We start from the raw sequence: 14,040 nt of genomic DNA, 5'->3' as shown, positions 1-14,040 counted from the left end.
CTCAGCGGATCTTGGCACCGTAGACGTGTTCGACGGCCAAGGCCATGAGCACGCGCCGATCCGAGACCATCACCTCGCGGTACTCGTTCCAGTCGGGGTGCTCGCCCGCGGCCGCTCGGTAATAGCCGACCAACGCCTCGACTTCCGGGCCGTTCGGGTCGGTTCCGGGTCCGGTCAACGTGGCGGTGCCCTCCGCGGTGGCCCATGACCATCCGTCCGCGCTGGTGACCTCCAGCGCGGCGCGCGGGTCGCGTCGAAGGTTGACCGTCTTGGCGCGGCCTTCGGTCATGGAGACGTAGATGATGCCCGCGGCGCGGTCGTAGTACGGGGTGACGGGGGAGAGTTGGGGCCTGCCGTCGGATTTGATCGTGGCGAGGATGCCGATGCGGGAATCGGCGATGAGAGCGTGCAGGTCGAGTGGGGTTTCGGGCATCGATCGGCTCCTAGTGGCTGGCGGGGCTGTTCGTTGTGACGAACCGTGGGGGTCACGCGTTTATGCCCGGGTGGCGGAAATTCCGTCGACAGCGCGCGATCGGGCGCGTAGAACTTGTCGCATGGTTACAGCACTTCCGCAGTCGCGGTTCTAGTTCGCATCGGGTCATGAGGGCGCCGGTGCGGCGCCGCGTGATCCGACGCCGTGCCGTTCCAGGAACGCCCCACTGGCGAGCGTCGATTCATCGACAAAAACCAGCCTGGGGGATTCCCATGACCAGAATCGATCTCGCCCGAATACGCAATATCGACGCCCCCGGCCACGTCGACTTCACCGCCGAAGTGGAGCGCACGCTGCGGGTGCTCGACGGTGCGGTCGCGGTATTCGATGCCAAGGAAGGCGAGATTCCAGAAGATCTGCGCACCACGGCATTACAACATCGCGAGGTGTTGGAGGCGGCAGTCGCGGAAGGCGACGAGGAAGTGCAGGAGCGCTACCTCGCCGGGCTCCCGATCACGGTCGAGGTCCTCGAGGCCGCCATCCGGCGGATGACGATCGACGCAAAGGCCTACCCGGTCCTGTGTGGTTCGGCGCTGGCGAACATCGGCGTGCAGCCGCTGCTGTACGCCATCGTCGACTATCTGCCTTCGCCACTTGATGTCGTTGCTGTACAGGGATTCTCGCCCGAGAGCGAACCGATTCACCGTGCGCCCGAGATCGCCGAGCCCTTCGCGGCCCTGGCGTTCAAAGTCGCGGTGCTCCCATCGTGCTCGAGCCGATGACCTTCCCCGACCCCGTGCTCGCGGTATCGATCGAACCGCGAACCCGCGCGGATCAGGACAAGCTGGGCACCGCGCTGGCCCGTCTGGCCGAGGAGGACCCGACGTTCACCGTGCGCGCGGACATCGAAACCGGTCAAACGGTCATCGGTGGCATGGGCGAACTGCATCTGGAGGTCTTGGTCGACCGGATGAAACGGCAGTTCGGGGTGGATGCCGAGATCGGCGCACCACGCGTGGCCTATCGTGAAACCATCACCACCGCAGTCGAACTGTTCGAATACACCCACCGCAAGCAAGTGGGCGGACGCGGACAGTTCGCCGAGGTGGCGATCGCGCTGGAACCACACGTGGCCGACGACGGCGCGATCTACGAATTCGACAGCCGGGTCACCGGCGGGCGGATACCGCGGGAGTACATCCCCGCGGTCGACGCGGGCGCACAAGACGCACTCCGCATCGGCCCGCTCGCGGGCTTCCCCCTGGTGAACGTGAAAGTGACGCTGCTCGACGGCGCCGCCCACGTTCAGGATTCGTCCGACCTGGCCTTCCGCCTGGCCGGTGCGGCGGCGGTGCGAGCCGCGGTCGCGAAGGCGAAGCCAGTACTCCTCGAACCGATGATGGCCGTAGAGGTCCTCACCCACGAGGAGTACGTCGGCGAGATCATCGGTGACCTCAACGCCCGGCGCGGCCGAGTCACCGACCTCACCGAACGCGGCGGCGCCCACGTCATCCGCGCACTGACCCCGCTCCAGGAGATGTTCGGCTACATCGGGGACCTGCGCTCGAAAACCCGTGGCCGAGCGAACTACTCGATGGTGTTCGACTCCTACGCCCCGGTCCCACCGAGTGCGGCGGAGTCGATCATCGCGGGCAGTTGATCGAAACCGGTGGCGTCGCACAGTGCGGCGTCACCGGTTCGTCTGGCTATGCGTGGGTTTCGTCCGACGCGTCGATGTCGACCATCGCCGGAGTCGGTCGAGTTCCGGCGGTCAGTAGCCGCAGCGCGTCAGCCGAACTCGCGTCGCGCGCGGTGTAGACCTCGAGCCGGTGATCAGGGCTGTCGGGCTGCAACCACACCTGATAATCGACATCGACGCGGCCCACCGTCGGATGGCGCAGATCCATCGGTCCGACAGTGCAGTCGGCGACCTCCGCCGCGGCCCATAGCGTGGCGAACGTAGAACTGCGCATGGCGAGTTCGCCGATCAGTTCGGCCAGACGCGCATCGGTGGGGTACCGACCGGCGGTCAGCCGCAGGTAGCCGACGTGGATACGGGCGAGCTCGTCCCAGTTCCGGTACAGATCCCTGGCGTGCGGATCGAGGAAGAACAGCCGCGGAATCGACGGGCGCCGCTCGGGGTCGTCGGGTGCGGTGAAGTCGAGGTGCTCGCCGACGAGCGCGTGCCCGGCACGGTTCCAGGCGAGTACATCGCCACGGCGACCGAGGACCACGGCGGGCATGGTGTCACCGAGTGAGGTGAGCAGCGTGAGGACCCGAGCGTGGGGTTGCTCCGGTTCGTCTCTGATCAGGCGGGGGACGGATGGTTGGCCCGCGAGGTTGTGCAGGTGGGTCGTTTCGGCGGGGTCGAGTTGGAGCACCCGGGCGAGAGCGTCGATGACCTGCGCGGAGACGGTTCCCGCCTGGTCCTGTTCGAGGCGGGTGTAGTACCCGGCGCTGACCCCGGCGAGCTGAGCGAGTTCCTCACGCCGGAGGCCGGGCACGCGCCGGGTGACACCGAAGGTGCGTAGGCCGATCCGTTCCGGGGTGGTTCGGTCGCGGCGGGACTTGAGGAACGTTCCGAGGCTTTCCAACTCCATCGTTCCCATCGTAGGCACCGGGCAGGAGTCGTGCCTACTCCTGCCGGGTGTACCCACGTCAGGGGTCTGGTTGTCGTCCGCGCCCGATCGCAGGGTGGGTGACATGAATCGAATCAATTCCGAGCTGCGGTCCTGGCTCGGCCTGCTGGTGGTACTCGGCCCCGTCCTGCTCGTCGCGATGGACGGCTCGGTGCTGTTCTTGGCGATGCCCGCCATCACCGGCGCGCTCGCACCCTCGGCCGACCAATCCCTCTGGATCCTGGACAGCTACGGCTTCGCGGTCGGCTCCTTGCTGATCGCGTTCGGCACCATCGGCGACCGCTACGGCCGCAAACGCCTGTTGATGATCGGCGCGGCGATGTTCGGCCTCGGCTCGGTGGGTGCCGCCTTCGCCACGAGCCCCGAGCTGCTGATCGCCTTCCGTGTCCTGATGGGCGTGGCCGGTGCGACGCTGTTGCCGTCGGCGCTCGCTGTGCTCGGCACCCTGTTCACCGACCCACGCAGGCGCGCCCAGGCCATCGGTATCTTCGCCGCCACGTTCGCCGCGGGTTTCGCGATCGGCCCGATCGTCGCCGGTCAGCTGTTGAGCCATTTCTGGTGGGGGTCGGTACTGCTGATCAACGTGCCCGTGGTGCTGGTGTTCCTGGTGCTGGCGCCGATCCTGCTCGGTGAGGTGCGCGCGAGCGGCGGTGCCGGCGTCGATATCGCCAGCGTGCTCACCTCGGCTGCCGGACTGCTGCTGACCATGTATGCCGTGAAGCATGTTGCCGCCGAGGGTGTTTCGTTCGCAACGCTGGTTCTCGGACTGGCCGGTGTGGCGCTGCTCTCGGTGTTCGGCCGCAGGCAGGCGCGCATCGACAACCCGCTCATCGACTTCACCTTGTTCCGCAACCCGGTCTTCACCATCGCGATCATCACCGGGTTCCTGCCACTGGCCGCCTGGTCGGCAACCGCGTACCTGGCGGCGACCTACCTGCAATCGGTCCTCGGCCTGTCCATCGCCGACGCCGCGCTACTGGCGGTCCCCGGCGCGCTCGTTCTCACGGTGGCCGCCGTCGTCACCCCGGCCGTCGTCGCCCGTATCGGCCGCGCGGCTGCCCTGATCACCGCCCACTTCACGATCGCCGCAGGACTGCTGCTGCTGTTGCCGACCGGCACCGGTGACGGAATCGGCTGGTACATCGCGGCGACCGCGGTCGCGGGCATCGGCTACGGCATCTCGTTCAGCGTGGTCGCCGACATCGCCGTCGCCGCGGTCCCCGCCGAACGCGCGGGCTCCGCCGCCGCACTCGCCGAAACCGGCAACGAACTCGGCAACGCACTCGGCATCGCCCTGTTCGGCTCGCTGGCCGCCGCCCTCTTCCGCATCGACGGCCCCGACCTCGCCCCCACCCTCGGCGAAACCCTGAACCTGCCAGGTCTCGCCTCCGCCGTACTCGACGACGCCCGCAGCGCCTTCGTCAGCGGATTGCACGTCGTCGCCGTCACCGCGGCCATCCTGCACGGCGTCCTCGGCGCCGTGGCCATCCGCGTGCTCCGCAGCGAGGCGCTCGCCGCGGACAAATCGAATGCGGTGCCAACCGAGCCCGCATCGCACCGACGACCCCCGGCGGACATCCGAAGCTGACGGACCGAGTCCGCACTCAGCCGCGTTCCGCTGCAGATGGCCATGGTGGACATATGCATCATGATGCAATGATGGTATTCTCGCTGGTATGCGCACCACAATCGACCTTCCCGACGACCTGCATGCTCAGGCGATGGCCATTGCGCGTGACTCACGCCGCAGCTTCAATCAAACCGTTGCCCTGCTCGTTCGCCGCGGCCTCAATCAAGGGGGTCAGGGTGGTCAGGCCGCGGTTTCCGAGAGCGAGCTGACCGGGCTCCCGGCGATCACGCTGGGAAAGGTCGTCACCTCGGAGGACGTTCGTTCGCTGGAGGACGAGTGACTGCACTGCTCGATGCCAATGTGCTGATCGCTCTTGTGGTGACTGATCATTCGCATCATGATGCGGCAGAGGCGTGGTTCGCTGGTTCGTCGGTCAACTTCGCGACCTGCCCGATCACCCAAGGCAGCCTCGTACGGCTACTTCTGCGTGAAGGGCTGACCTCCGGTGCCGCGTTGAAAGCGCTCGACGGCCTTTCGGGGCACAAGCGGCATGAGTTCTGGCCGGATTCGATCTCCTTTGCTCGGGTCGAAATGGGGGGCGTGATCGGACATCGTCAAGTGACCGACGCGTACCTCGCGGCGCTCGCACGCTCGAACCAGGGGCGGCTGATCACGTTCGACAAGGGTTTGGCCGCGGCTCACCCTGACATTGCCGATCTCGTCGAGGCTGTCTGAGGGAGAGCCGAATTCGCTTGTGACCGAGTCAGCCCCGGCCGATCAGGACGTAATGGCCGGGGTCGACCTAAGAAGGCGCAGGTTTGCTCACGGAGGTCGGGGTCATCCGAGCTGAGTCGTGGCGATCGCCATGCGGGCACCGTAGGGGAGTGGTCCTTCCTCAGCCAGCTGCGAAGCCTGTCTGAGGAATTCTTCCCGAAGATTCTGGAGTTGCCGAGTGTCGACGAAAGTGACTTCGTAATAGGAGTCAACGGCAGACTGCCACATTTGAGCCGGCGTCGCGTTGGTGCCGGGGCTGACCTCGGTCCAGCTGACGGCCTGGAACCCAGCGGCTTCGACCAGCTCATTCAATCCCTCGCGAGTGCGTGTGCGGCGGTCGCCAAGAGCGGGCATCGACTCCTGCTGCTGCACTGCGGCGAAGAGCACCGGTCGCGCCAGCTTCAGGAACAATGCGCGTCCGCTTCCGGGTGCAGGGCGCAGCCCGACAGAGATCGCGAGCTGACCTTCCGGTTTCAACACGCGCGCGGCCTCGGCTAGTACCTGTTCGACATCTGCCATCAGCATCAATGCCATGTGGGAAACCACAGTGTCGAATGCGTTGTCCTCGAACGGAAGCTCTTGGGCGCGTCCTTGTCGCAAATCCGCACCAGCCAACTCCGGCCGGTTCCTCGCGGTGACGAGCTCTCCGTCGGCCAGGTCGATGCCGGCAAGGCCGGTCGCACCACTACGGGCCAGGACTGCCAGCAGCGAGCCGTCTCCACAGCCGAGGTCGAGTACTTGCCGAGCGTCGGGAACCTGGTCGGCCAGGAACTGGTAGCTGGATCGTCCGTCGGGTAGTGGGTTCGCCCGTACGTATCGGCTCGTAGCCCCTGGCATTTGGTTGTGGGTTCGCCGGTAAAAGTCTTCGCCCGCGTGTATCTCGTCAACTGCCCTCATGATTCGAATCCAATTCCATTTCGATGTCGGCACATTTGTGTTCGCGGCGACGCGCTCAGCCGAGCTGTGTCATCCCCGCTGCGACGACCTGGGCGACGTTCAGCAGTTCGTCCGCGGTGGGAACGGGTAGTCCGTCGAGGGCGTGCAGGCGGTCGGTGCTGGCGATCGCGAACATGGCGGAGACCCAGGCGGCGGCGCAGGCGTGGAGTGTGCCGGGGCGGACGGGGACCGGGGTGCTGGCCTGTAGGACGCGGGCGGTGATGTCGAGCAGCTGGTCACGCAGGGTGCGCAGGGTGCGGCGCACGTCGGGGTGGGTGTCGGCCTCGCGCCACATGATCACCCGCAGGACCGAGGAATGATGGTCGCGCAGGTTGATCGCGGTGTCGAGGTTGATCAGGCTGGCGGCCGGATCGCCGGGGGTGACCACGGCGGTGAGGTCGTCGAGCGGGTGTTGCGGGACGCGTTCGCGCATGAGCGCGGACAGGATCGCGTTCTTGGTGGGGAAGTAGTAGAAGACAAGTCCTTTCGGTACCTCGGCGGCCGCGGCGACGGCCGCGGTCGGTGTTGCGTCGAATCCCTGTGCGGCGAACAGGGTTTCGGCGGCATCCAGGATGAGTTGCCGGGCGTCGCCATCGCGTTTCGCGTTGCGGCGCCCGACGCGTCGGCCCGGCATCAGTGATGCGGAGCCATGTTGTGCAGGCGCTGGTTCATCGCGGGCAGTGCGGCGACCGCCACCACCGCCGTCACCACTCCGACCACCCATGCGGTCCAGGATGCGCCGCTGAACGCGGTGAAGTCCATGACCCACGGCGAGATGAACAGCAGCACGCCGAATACGCCCATCGCGTAGTCCGCGACGATCAGGTCGTCCCTTGCCATCTGGATCAGACCGGTCGCGGCGATGAGCGCGCCGAGCACGATGAGAGTCCAGCGGGCGTTGTCGCTGGTGTCGAGCCACAGGGGCGACAGTGCGGTGAATGCGCCGAGCACGACGGCTAGAAAATCCTGTGCGCGACTGTTGGTGAACATGGGGAAATGCCTCCTCGTTGAGCCGAAAAATACCTCTGACCTCGGTCTACTCCTGATTGACCGCCCGGTCGATACCGGAACCGGCACGGTTGTGTTGCGACGTGGGTGTCACAGGTGACCCGGCGCACTGGTACAAACATCTGGGGGCCGTAGTGGTCCGCGACACAGCAGAACATGGCCTGCGCGGTCGGTGACCGGGCAGACCGAGAGGACACAACATGAGCGCGCCCATCGTGATCGTCGGAGCGGGTCTGGCAGGCCTGCGCACGGCCGAGGAACTGCGTCGGGCCGGATACGAGGGCGAGGTGGTGCTGCTCGGCGACGAGACGCGCCCGCCCTACGACCGTCCGCCGCTGTCGAAGCAGTTCGTGCGCGGTGAGACCGACGACACGACCCTTCGGCCGCCGGAGTTCTTCGCGGACAAGAACATCGAGCTGCGCCTCGGGACCGCGGTGACCGGCGTCGACACCGCCGCGCGCACCATCGCCCTGGCCGACGGCGGCACGCTCGCCTACGACCAGCTGATCATCGCGACCGGCCTGCGCCCGCGCAGGCTGCCCGGCCTGCCCGCCGTGTCGGGCGTGCACGTGCTGCGTGCGCACGAGGATGCCGAATCCCTGCGCGCCGAACTCGACGGTGCGAATCGCGCCCTGGTCGTCGGCGCCGGCTTCATCGGCTGTGAACTCGCCGCCAGCTTCCGTGCCGCCGGGGTCGAGGTGACCCTCATCGAACCGCAGCCGACCCCGCTCGCCTCGGTCCTCGGCGAGCAGATCGGGCGCCTGGTGGCGCGCATGCACCGCGATGAAGGCGTCGACGTGCGCTGCGGCGTCGGCGTCGACACCCTGCGCGCCGACGATTCCGGCCGGGTGCGCGGCGCGGTCTGCACCGACGGCACCGAAATCGACGCCGACCTGGTCGTCGTCGGCGTCGGCTCGGTTCCCGTCACCGATTGGCTGGCCGACTCCGGCATCGAACTGGCCGACCGATCCGCGGGCGGCGGCGTGCTCGCCGACGAGGTGGGCCGGACGAACGCCGACCACGTCTGGGCCGTCGGCGACGTCGCCGCCTGGCAGCACGACACCGGCGTCCGCAAGCGCGTAGAACACTGGACCAGCGCGGGCGAGCAGGCGAAACTCCTGGTCACCGCCCTCCTCGGCGGCGCACCCCCCACTATGGCGCGCGTCCCGTACTTCTGGAGCGACCAGTACGACATCAAGATCCAGGCCCTCGGCACCCCCTCACCCGACGACGACGTCACCGTGGTCACCGACGACGGCCGCAAGTTCCTCGCCTACTACTCCCGCGACGGCATCCTCACCGCCGTCCTCGGTGCGGGCCTGACCGGCCAGGTGATGAAGCTCCGCGCCAAGCTGGCCACCCCCACCCCTGTCGCCGATCTCCTCACCGTCACCAGCTGACGAACCGCTGGATCACCAGGCCTGCACGGAGGCATCGCCCAGGCGCGAAAATCCCGCATGGCCTGGTGATCATCTGACCGTGTGCGCTAATGGTGGTCGCGCTGCGGGCGTGTAATACGGTGGATGCTGTGATCGTCGCACTCATCGATTCCGGCCTCGGCCTGTTGCCTACGGCTTCGTGGTTGCGCAAGCTGCGGCCCGATGTCGACCTGTTGCTGCTGCTGGACCCCGATGGTGCGCCGTGGGGGCCCAAGCCCGAGCAGTGGGTGGTCGAGCGGGTTGTCGGTGCGGCGCGGCAGGCGATCGAGGCGGGGGCCGAGGTGATCGTGTTGCCGTGCAATACCGCCAGTGTCACCGCGTTGGACCATGTGCGGGCCGAGGTGGGGGATTCGGTGCCGGTGATCGGCACCGTTCCCGCGATCAAACCTGCTGCCGCACAATGTAATTCGGTGGCGGTGTGGGCCACGGCGGCGACGACCGCCAGCCGCTACCAGGCCGATCTGATCGCCCGGTTCGGCGGTGACGCGAAGATCGTCGGGGTCGCCTGCCATGGGCTGGCAGATGCGATCGACCGCGGTGACATCGCGGCGATCCGCGAGTCGATCGCCGATTCGGCCGCGCGCACCCCGGCGGACGTCGAGGGCGTGGTGCTGGGCTGCACCCACTACCCGCTGGTCGTCGATGCCATCGTCGCCGCCCTGCCCGACGGTGTGCGCCTTTTCGACAGCGCCCAAGCCGTCGCCGCTCAGACCGTCCGCAAGATGGACGAACTCGGCCGACCCACCACCGGGACCGGCACCGTCGCTGTCCACACGAGCGGGCGGCCGGGCGAATTACCCTCCGGCGCAGCGACATTCGAGTCGGGCCGACTCCTCGGCGCACGTCCGGCTTGATCGGCGCGTAGCCGTCCGATCCGATCGCGACGGCGCCGCGGCGAAAGCCTGCGCCTACCTGTCACCGCGGCAGTGTTGAATGCGGAGGGAATCCGCCGACCCGGAGGTGCGTGTGTCCGAGATCCCCACCGCTGCACAGGTGCGCAAGGCCCTCGCCGACCTGGCGAACCCCACTGACGCGCATCACCTGCAACGCTTCTTCAAGACCGGTCCCGGCGAATACGGCGAGGGCGACATCTTCCTCGGCATCCGCGTCCCCGCCACCAGGAAAGTCGCGAAACAGTTCCCCACGCTGCCGCTTTCGCAGATCGACGAACTCCTCGACAGCCCCCTCCACGAGGAACGCCTGGCCGCCCTGTTCATCCTCAACGCCCGCTTCGCCGCGGCATCGAAACCGCGCACACTCGACGACACGGCCCGCAAGGAGATGGTCGACCTCTACCTGGCGGCTGTCCGACGCGGCCGGGTCAACAACTGGGACCTGGTCGACGCCTCCGCCGAGAACATCATCGGCCCATGGCTCCTCGACCGGGACCGTGCCCTGCTTTTCGAACTGGCCCAACAGGATTCACTCTGGGAGCGCAGAGTAGCCCTGCTCTCCACCTTCGCCTTCATCAAGGCGGGCGACCCGAGCACCACCCTCGAGCTCGGCGAAATTCTCAAAGAAGACCGCCGAGATCTCATCCAGAAGGCGCTCGGCTGGATGCTGCGCGAGGTCGGCAAGCGCGTCGACCCGGCCGCGCTCACCGATTTCCTCAATGCCAACGCACCCGAATTGGGCCGCACCGCTTTGAGTTACGCGACCGAGCATCTCGACCCCGAACAACGCGCCGCCTACCGCGCCATGCGCTAGAACTGAATCCGCAGGTGGTCGGTCACCGGCCGTGCCTGGCAGCCGAGGATGTACCCGTTCTCGATGTCCTCGGGATCCAGGATCTCCGCATTGGCCATCTCCACTTTGCCTTCCAGCACCGTGCAGGCACACGACCCGCACTCGCCCTCCTGGCAGGAGTAGGGCACGTCGAGGCCCTTGTCGAGCATGATGTCGACCAGCGTCTGCTTGCGTGGCCACGACATCTCGTGCACCTGCCCGTCGAGCTCCACCTCGACCGTCGCGGCGTCGGCCGCTTCGGCCTCGGACACCTCGACCGGCGCGTGATCGGCGAACGGATCACCGGCCAGGGAGTTGAACACCTCGGCGTGGGTGCGGTTGCGCGGCACCTCGAGCGCGGCCAGCGCGTCGTGCACCAGGTCCATGAACGGCTTCGGCCCGCACATGAACGCCTCGTAGGCGGTGTAGGGCCGGACCAGCGTGGCCAGCATGTCGGCGGTCGGCAGGCCGAGCAGCGGTTCGAGCCAGTGGATGACGGTGAGCCGCTGGGGATGCTTGCCGACGAGATCGCGGAGTTCGTCGGCGAAGATCACCGAGTTCGCGTCGCGGTTGGCGTAGACCAGCACGACCTTGCCCGAGCCCTGCGACAGCGCCGACTTCAGAATCGACATCACCGGGGTGATCCCGCTACCCGCGCCGAACAGCAGCATGTCCTCGTCGAGGTTCTTCGGCGTGAACACACCCGACGGCGGCAGCACCTCGACCTCGTCACCAGCGGCGATGTTGTCGCACAGCCAGTTCGAGCCGTACCCGTCCACGGTGCGCTTGACGGTCACCTTCGGCAGATCGTCGGTGAACGGCGAGCTGGCGAGCGAGTAGCAGCGGGCGACCGAGCCGGTCTGCTCGCTCGGGATGCGCAGCGTCAGGAACTGGCCGGGGGAGTAGGCGAAGCGCTCGCGGAGTTCGGCGGGCACCTCGAAGACCACGGAGTTGGTATCGGCCGTTTCGGCGATCACCGCGGCTACTCGCAGCACCACCGAGCGCGAGCCGTGCGGAACCTCGACTGTGGTCATGTCTTCCTCTCGAGCAGAACTAGCCAAAACTAGAACGTGTTTCAGTTTCATGCTAGGCCGGGACGCGCCTGCAGGGCAAGCTGCGCCTCGAGTCCGGCGACCAGAACCTCCATCCCGAAGTCGTAGGAGTACTTCCCGCGCAGGTCGGACATGTACTTCGTGGCTCGGGCCACCGCCTCGGGCAGCAGTACGTCCGCCGGCGCGGAACGATCGCGCGGGTTCACTCTGCTGCGGCCGAACAGGTAGGTGTGGATGGTCGCGTAGGCGGCCAGCACGTTGCGGTCGTTGAAGCCCGCGTCGAACAGGATCTCCATCACGGCGTCGATCAGGTCGAGCTGCTTACCGAGCATCTGCTCGAGCAGGATGTCGCCCAGGCCGGGATGCGTGCGCAGTTTATCGTCTATCTGATCGATCAGATCGCGCAGGCGCTCCTGCCACGGACCGGACTCGCGCGGCGGCTTACGCACCCCGACCAGCGCGGCACTGGCGACGAGATCGAGCAGTTCACGCTTGTCTGCCACGTAGTAGTACGGCGCCATCGGTGACACCCCGAGCTCGCGCGAGAGCCGCCGCATCGAAAGTTTCTCGACTCCGTCCTCGCGCACCACCTTGAGTGCCGCGTCGACGATCTCTGCCTCGGACAGTGTCGAACTAGCGCCCGCCCCACCATGGTTACGCAAGCCTCTGCCTCACCTCTGCTGCCGCCGGGCCATCAGCCCATTTCCCATCCCTGCCTCCGGAAGTCTAGAGGGGTTCGCAGCCGATGGGGGTGGGGTGTGCACAGAGAAAGATTTTCCGATTCCGCCCTTTATGGCAGTCACTGACGTTAAGGTTCGAGGTGACCGGCAACACAATGGAGGTAGTCATGCCTGAGAACACCACGCCTGCGACCGTCGAATCCGACGAGAACCTGGTCACCGAGACGCTGATCGAAGAGGTCAGCATCGACGGCATGTGCGGCGTGTACTGACCATGCTGGATCTCGACACCCGTTGGACGCTGCACCCACGGGTCTCGTTGCGCCCGGAGTCCTTCGGCGCGCTGCTGTACCACTTCGGGACCCGCAAGCTCTCGTTCCTCAAGAGCCGCGACCTCGTCGACGTGGTCCGGTCGCTGCCCGCGCACTCCTCCGTGCGCGACGCACTGCGTGCCAAGGGCATCGACGCCTCCGACGCGCACGTCGCGGCGCTCGCGCAGCTGGCCGACACCGACATGATCGTGGCATCGCCCGGCCCGGTCACCACGGCTCCGCAAGCCTTGGCCGCCGGTGACGCGACCCAGGGCGGCAGGCTGATCGACCGTTTCGAATCCGGCCTGGCCGCACCGATCTGCCTCACCTGGGAACTCACCTACGCCTGCAACCTGTCGTGCGTGCACTGCTTGTCCTCGTCGGGCCGCCGCGACCCGAACGAACTGAGCACTGAGCAGTGCAAGGCGCTGATCGACGAGTTCGAGCGCATGCAGATCTTCTACGTCAATATCGGCGGCGGCGAGCCGACTGTGCGCCCGGACTTCTGGGAACTGGTCGACTACGCCACCGCGCACAATGTGGGGGTCAAGTTCTCCACCAACGGCGTTCGCATCAATGAAGAGGTCGCCGCGCGCTTGGCGGCCAGCGACTACGTCGACGTGCAGATCTCCCTCGACGGCGCCGACGCCGCGGTCAACGATGCCGTGCGCGGCCCCGGCTCCTACGACACCGCGATCAAGGCCTTGTCGAACCTGTCCGCGGCGGGATTCAAGGACGCGAAGCTCTCGGTCGTGGCCACCCGCCACAACATCTCCCAGCTCGACGAGTTCAAGGCCATCGCCGACAAGTACGGCGCCACCTTGCGACTCACCCGCCTTCGTCCCTCGGGCCGTGGCGCGGACGTGTGGGACGAACTGCACCCGCTGCCCGAACAGCAGCGCGAGCTCTACGACTGGCTCGTGGCCAACGGCGAGGGCGTCCTGACCGGTGACTCGTTCTTCCACCTGTCCGCATTCGGCTCGGCCCTACCGGGTTTGAACATGTGCGGTGCGGGTCGGGTGGTCTGCCTGGTCGACCCGGTCGGCGACGTCTACGCCTGCCCCTTCGCCATCCACGACCGCTTCAAGGCCGGAAACATCGTCGCCGACGGTGGTTTCGAGGCGGTCTGGACCGACTCGGCGCTCTTCGCCGAGCTGCGCGAACCGGTCGACGGTGGCGCGTGCACCAAGTGCTCGCACTACGACTCCTGTCGTGGCGGCTGCATGGCGGCCAAGTTCTTCACCGGCCTGCCCGCCAACGGGCCTGATCCGGAGTGCGTGCAGGGCTACGGCGAAGCGGCGCTGACGGCACCGGGGCGCACCATTCCGCGCCCCGCCGTCGACCACTCGCGTCCGGTGCGCAGCCGGGCCAGGGTGTCGTTGCCGTTGACGGTGAAGCGCCCACCGGCCAAGGCGTGCAACGAGAGTCCGCTCGGATAAACCGATCCCGGTTGCCGGAAGTGCGCTGCCGATC

Annotated in this window: 15 protein-coding genes and 1 pseudogene; 9 read left to right on the top strand and 7 right to left on the bottom strand. The window is 67.1% G+C overall.

The window, feature by feature from the left end; translation table 11 throughout:
* Nucleotide 1: 1 nt before the first annotated feature.
* Nucleotides 2-433 carry a PPOX class F420-dependent oxidoreductase gene (locus ACQHI0_RS24790; protein WP_427904210.1) on the bottom strand — a complete coding sequence of 144 codons (432 nt, stop codon included), beginning with the start codon at nucleotides 431-433 and terminating at the stop codon, nucleotides 2-4.
* A gap of 293 nt (nucleotides 434-726) precedes the next feature.
* Between ACQHI0_RS24790 and ACQHI0_RS24785 the strand changes: the two are divergent.
* Nucleotides 727-2,093 (top strand): annotated as a pseudogene (locus tag ACQHI0_RS24785) (elongation factor G); the annotation flags it as partial.
* A 46-nt stretch (nucleotides 2,094-2,139) separates the two neighbouring features.
* Here ACQHI0_RS24785 and ACQHI0_RS24780 read toward each other — a convergent pair.
* The gene (locus ACQHI0_RS24780) at nucleotides 2,140-3,033 is read right to left on the bottom strand and encodes a helix-turn-helix transcriptional regulator (protein WP_427904209.1); all 894 of its coding nucleotides are present in this window, start codon (nucleotides 3,031-3,033) and stop codon (nucleotides 2,140-2,142) included.
* 103 nt (nucleotides 3,034-3,136) lie between these two features.
* Here ACQHI0_RS24780 and ACQHI0_RS24775 point away from each other — a divergent pair, with 103 nt between their 5' ends.
* From ACQHI0_RS24775 to ACQHI0_RS24765, 3 genes are all read left to right on the top strand, one after another.
* Nucleotides 3,137-4,660 carry an MFS transporter gene (locus ACQHI0_RS24775; protein WP_427904208.1) on the top strand — a complete coding sequence of 508 codons (1,524 nt, stop codon included), beginning with the start codon at nucleotides 3,137-3,139 and terminating at the stop codon, nucleotides 4,658-4,660.
* 88 nt (nucleotides 4,661-4,748) lie between these two features.
* The gene (locus tag ACQHI0_RS24770) at nucleotides 4,749-4,982 is read left to right on the top strand and encodes an antitoxin (RefSeq protein WP_427904207.1); all 234 of its coding nucleotides are present in this window, start codon (nucleotides 4,749-4,751) and stop codon (nucleotides 4,980-4,982) included.
* On the top strand, nucleotides 4,979-5,377 hold the full coding sequence (locus ACQHI0_RS24765) for a TA system VapC family ribonuclease toxin (RefSeq protein WP_427904206.1): 399 nt from the start codon (nucleotides 4,979-4,981) through the stop codon (nucleotides 5,375-5,377). The genes ACQHI0_RS24770 and ACQHI0_RS24765 overlap by 4 nt, the downstream gene beginning before the upstream one ends.
* Nucleotides 5,378-5,479: 102 nt before the next feature.
* Here ACQHI0_RS24765 and ACQHI0_RS24760 read toward each other — a convergent pair whose 3' ends face one another.
* Genes ACQHI0_RS24760 through ACQHI0_RS24750 form a run of 3 tightly spaced genes read right to left on the bottom strand, consistent with a single transcriptional unit; the run spans nucleotide 5,480 to nucleotide 7,342 of the window.
* A complete protein-coding gene (locus tag ACQHI0_RS24760) occupies nucleotides 5,480-6,313 on the bottom strand; it encodes a class I SAM-dependent methyltransferase (protein ID WP_427904205.1) in 834 nt (277 codons plus the stop codon).
* Nucleotides 6,314-6,368: 55 nt separating this feature from the next.
* Nucleotides 6,369-6,986 (bottom strand): TetR/AcrR family transcriptional regulator, encoded by a 618-nt coding sequence (locus ACQHI0_RS24755; protein ID WP_427904204.1) that lies wholly within the window; start codon nucleotides 6,984-6,986, stop codon nucleotides 6,369-6,371.
* Nucleotides 6,986-7,342 carry an SPW repeat domain-containing protein gene (locus tag ACQHI0_RS24750; RefSeq protein ID WP_427904203.1) on the bottom strand — a complete coding sequence of 119 codons (357 nt, stop codon included), beginning with the start codon at nucleotides 7,340-7,342 and terminating at the stop codon, nucleotides 6,986-6,988. Before ACQHI0_RS24750 ends, ACQHI0_RS24755 begins: the two co-directional genes overlap by 1 nt.
* Nucleotides 7,343-7,560: 218 nt before the next feature.
* Here ACQHI0_RS24750 and ACQHI0_RS24745 point away from each other — a divergent pair, with 218 nt between their 5' ends.
* The 3 genes from ACQHI0_RS24745 to ACQHI0_RS24735 all read left to right on the top strand — a co-directional run bounded on the left by ACQHI0_RS24745 (nucleotide 7,561) and on the right by ACQHI0_RS24735 (nucleotide 10,506).
* Nucleotides 7,561-8,760 (top strand): NAD(P)/FAD-dependent oxidoreductase, encoded by a 1,200-nt coding sequence (locus ACQHI0_RS24745; RefSeq protein WP_427904202.1) that lies wholly within the window; start codon nucleotides 7,561-7,563, stop codon nucleotides 8,758-8,760.
* A 128-nt stretch (nucleotides 8,761-8,888) separates the two neighbouring features.
* Complete coding sequence (locus ACQHI0_RS24740) at nucleotides 8,889-9,653, top strand: glutamate racemase (RefSeq protein ID WP_427904201.1); 765 nt, start codon at nucleotides 8,889-8,891, stop codon at nucleotides 9,651-9,653.
* Between the two features lie 79 nt (nucleotides 9,654-9,732).
* A complete protein-coding gene (locus ACQHI0_RS24735) occupies nucleotides 9,733-10,506 on the top strand; it encodes a DNA alkylation repair protein (RefSeq protein WP_427904200.1) in 774 nt (257 codons plus the stop codon).
* On the opposite strand, the gene ACQHI0_RS24730 is transcribed toward ACQHI0_RS24735, so the two are convergent.
* Both ACQHI0_RS24730 and mftR2 read right to left on the bottom strand, forming a co-directional pair.
* Nucleotides 10,503-11,558, bottom strand: a complete 1,056-nt coding sequence (locus ACQHI0_RS24730; protein ID WP_427904199.1) for a 2Fe-2S iron-sulfur cluster-binding protein — start codon at nucleotides 11,556-11,558, stop codon at nucleotides 10,503-10,505. The two genes, ACQHI0_RS24735 and ACQHI0_RS24730, sit on opposite strands and share 4 nt — an antisense overlap.
* Before the next feature lie 47 nt (nucleotides 11,559-11,605).
* The gene (gene mftR2 / locus ACQHI0_RS24725; protein ID WP_427904198.1) at nucleotides 11,606-12,238 is read right to left on the bottom strand and encodes a mycofactocin system transcriptional regulator MftR2; all 633 of its coding nucleotides are present in this window, start codon (nucleotides 12,236-12,238) and stop codon (nucleotides 11,606-11,608) included.
* 185 nt (nucleotides 12,239-12,423) lie between these two features.
* Between mftR2 and mftA the strand changes: the two genes are divergently transcribed.
* Both mftA and mftC read left to right on the top strand, forming a co-directional pair.
* A complete protein-coding gene (gene mftA / locus ACQHI0_RS24720) occupies nucleotides 12,424-12,528 on the top strand; it encodes a mycofactocin precursor MftA (protein WP_427904197.1) in 105 nt (34 codons plus the stop codon).
* A gap of 2 nt (nucleotides 12,529-12,530) precedes the next feature.
* Complete coding sequence (mftC, locus tag ACQHI0_RS24715; RefSeq protein WP_427909285.1) at nucleotides 12,531-14,006, top strand: mycofactocin radical SAM maturase; 1,476 nt, start codon at nucleotides 12,531-12,533, stop codon at nucleotides 14,004-14,006.
* The last annotated feature ends 34 nt before the right edge of the window (nucleotides 14,007-14,040 follow it).

This window comes from Nocardia sp. FBN12 (assembly GCF_050320175.1).
In the GTDB taxonomy this organism is placed as follows: Bacteria; Actinomycetota; Actinomycetes; order Mycobacteriales; family Mycobacteriaceae; genus Nocardia.
The sequence above is the reverse complement of the archived record's forward strand: the minus strand, read 5'-3'. Positions and strand labels throughout refer to the sequence as shown.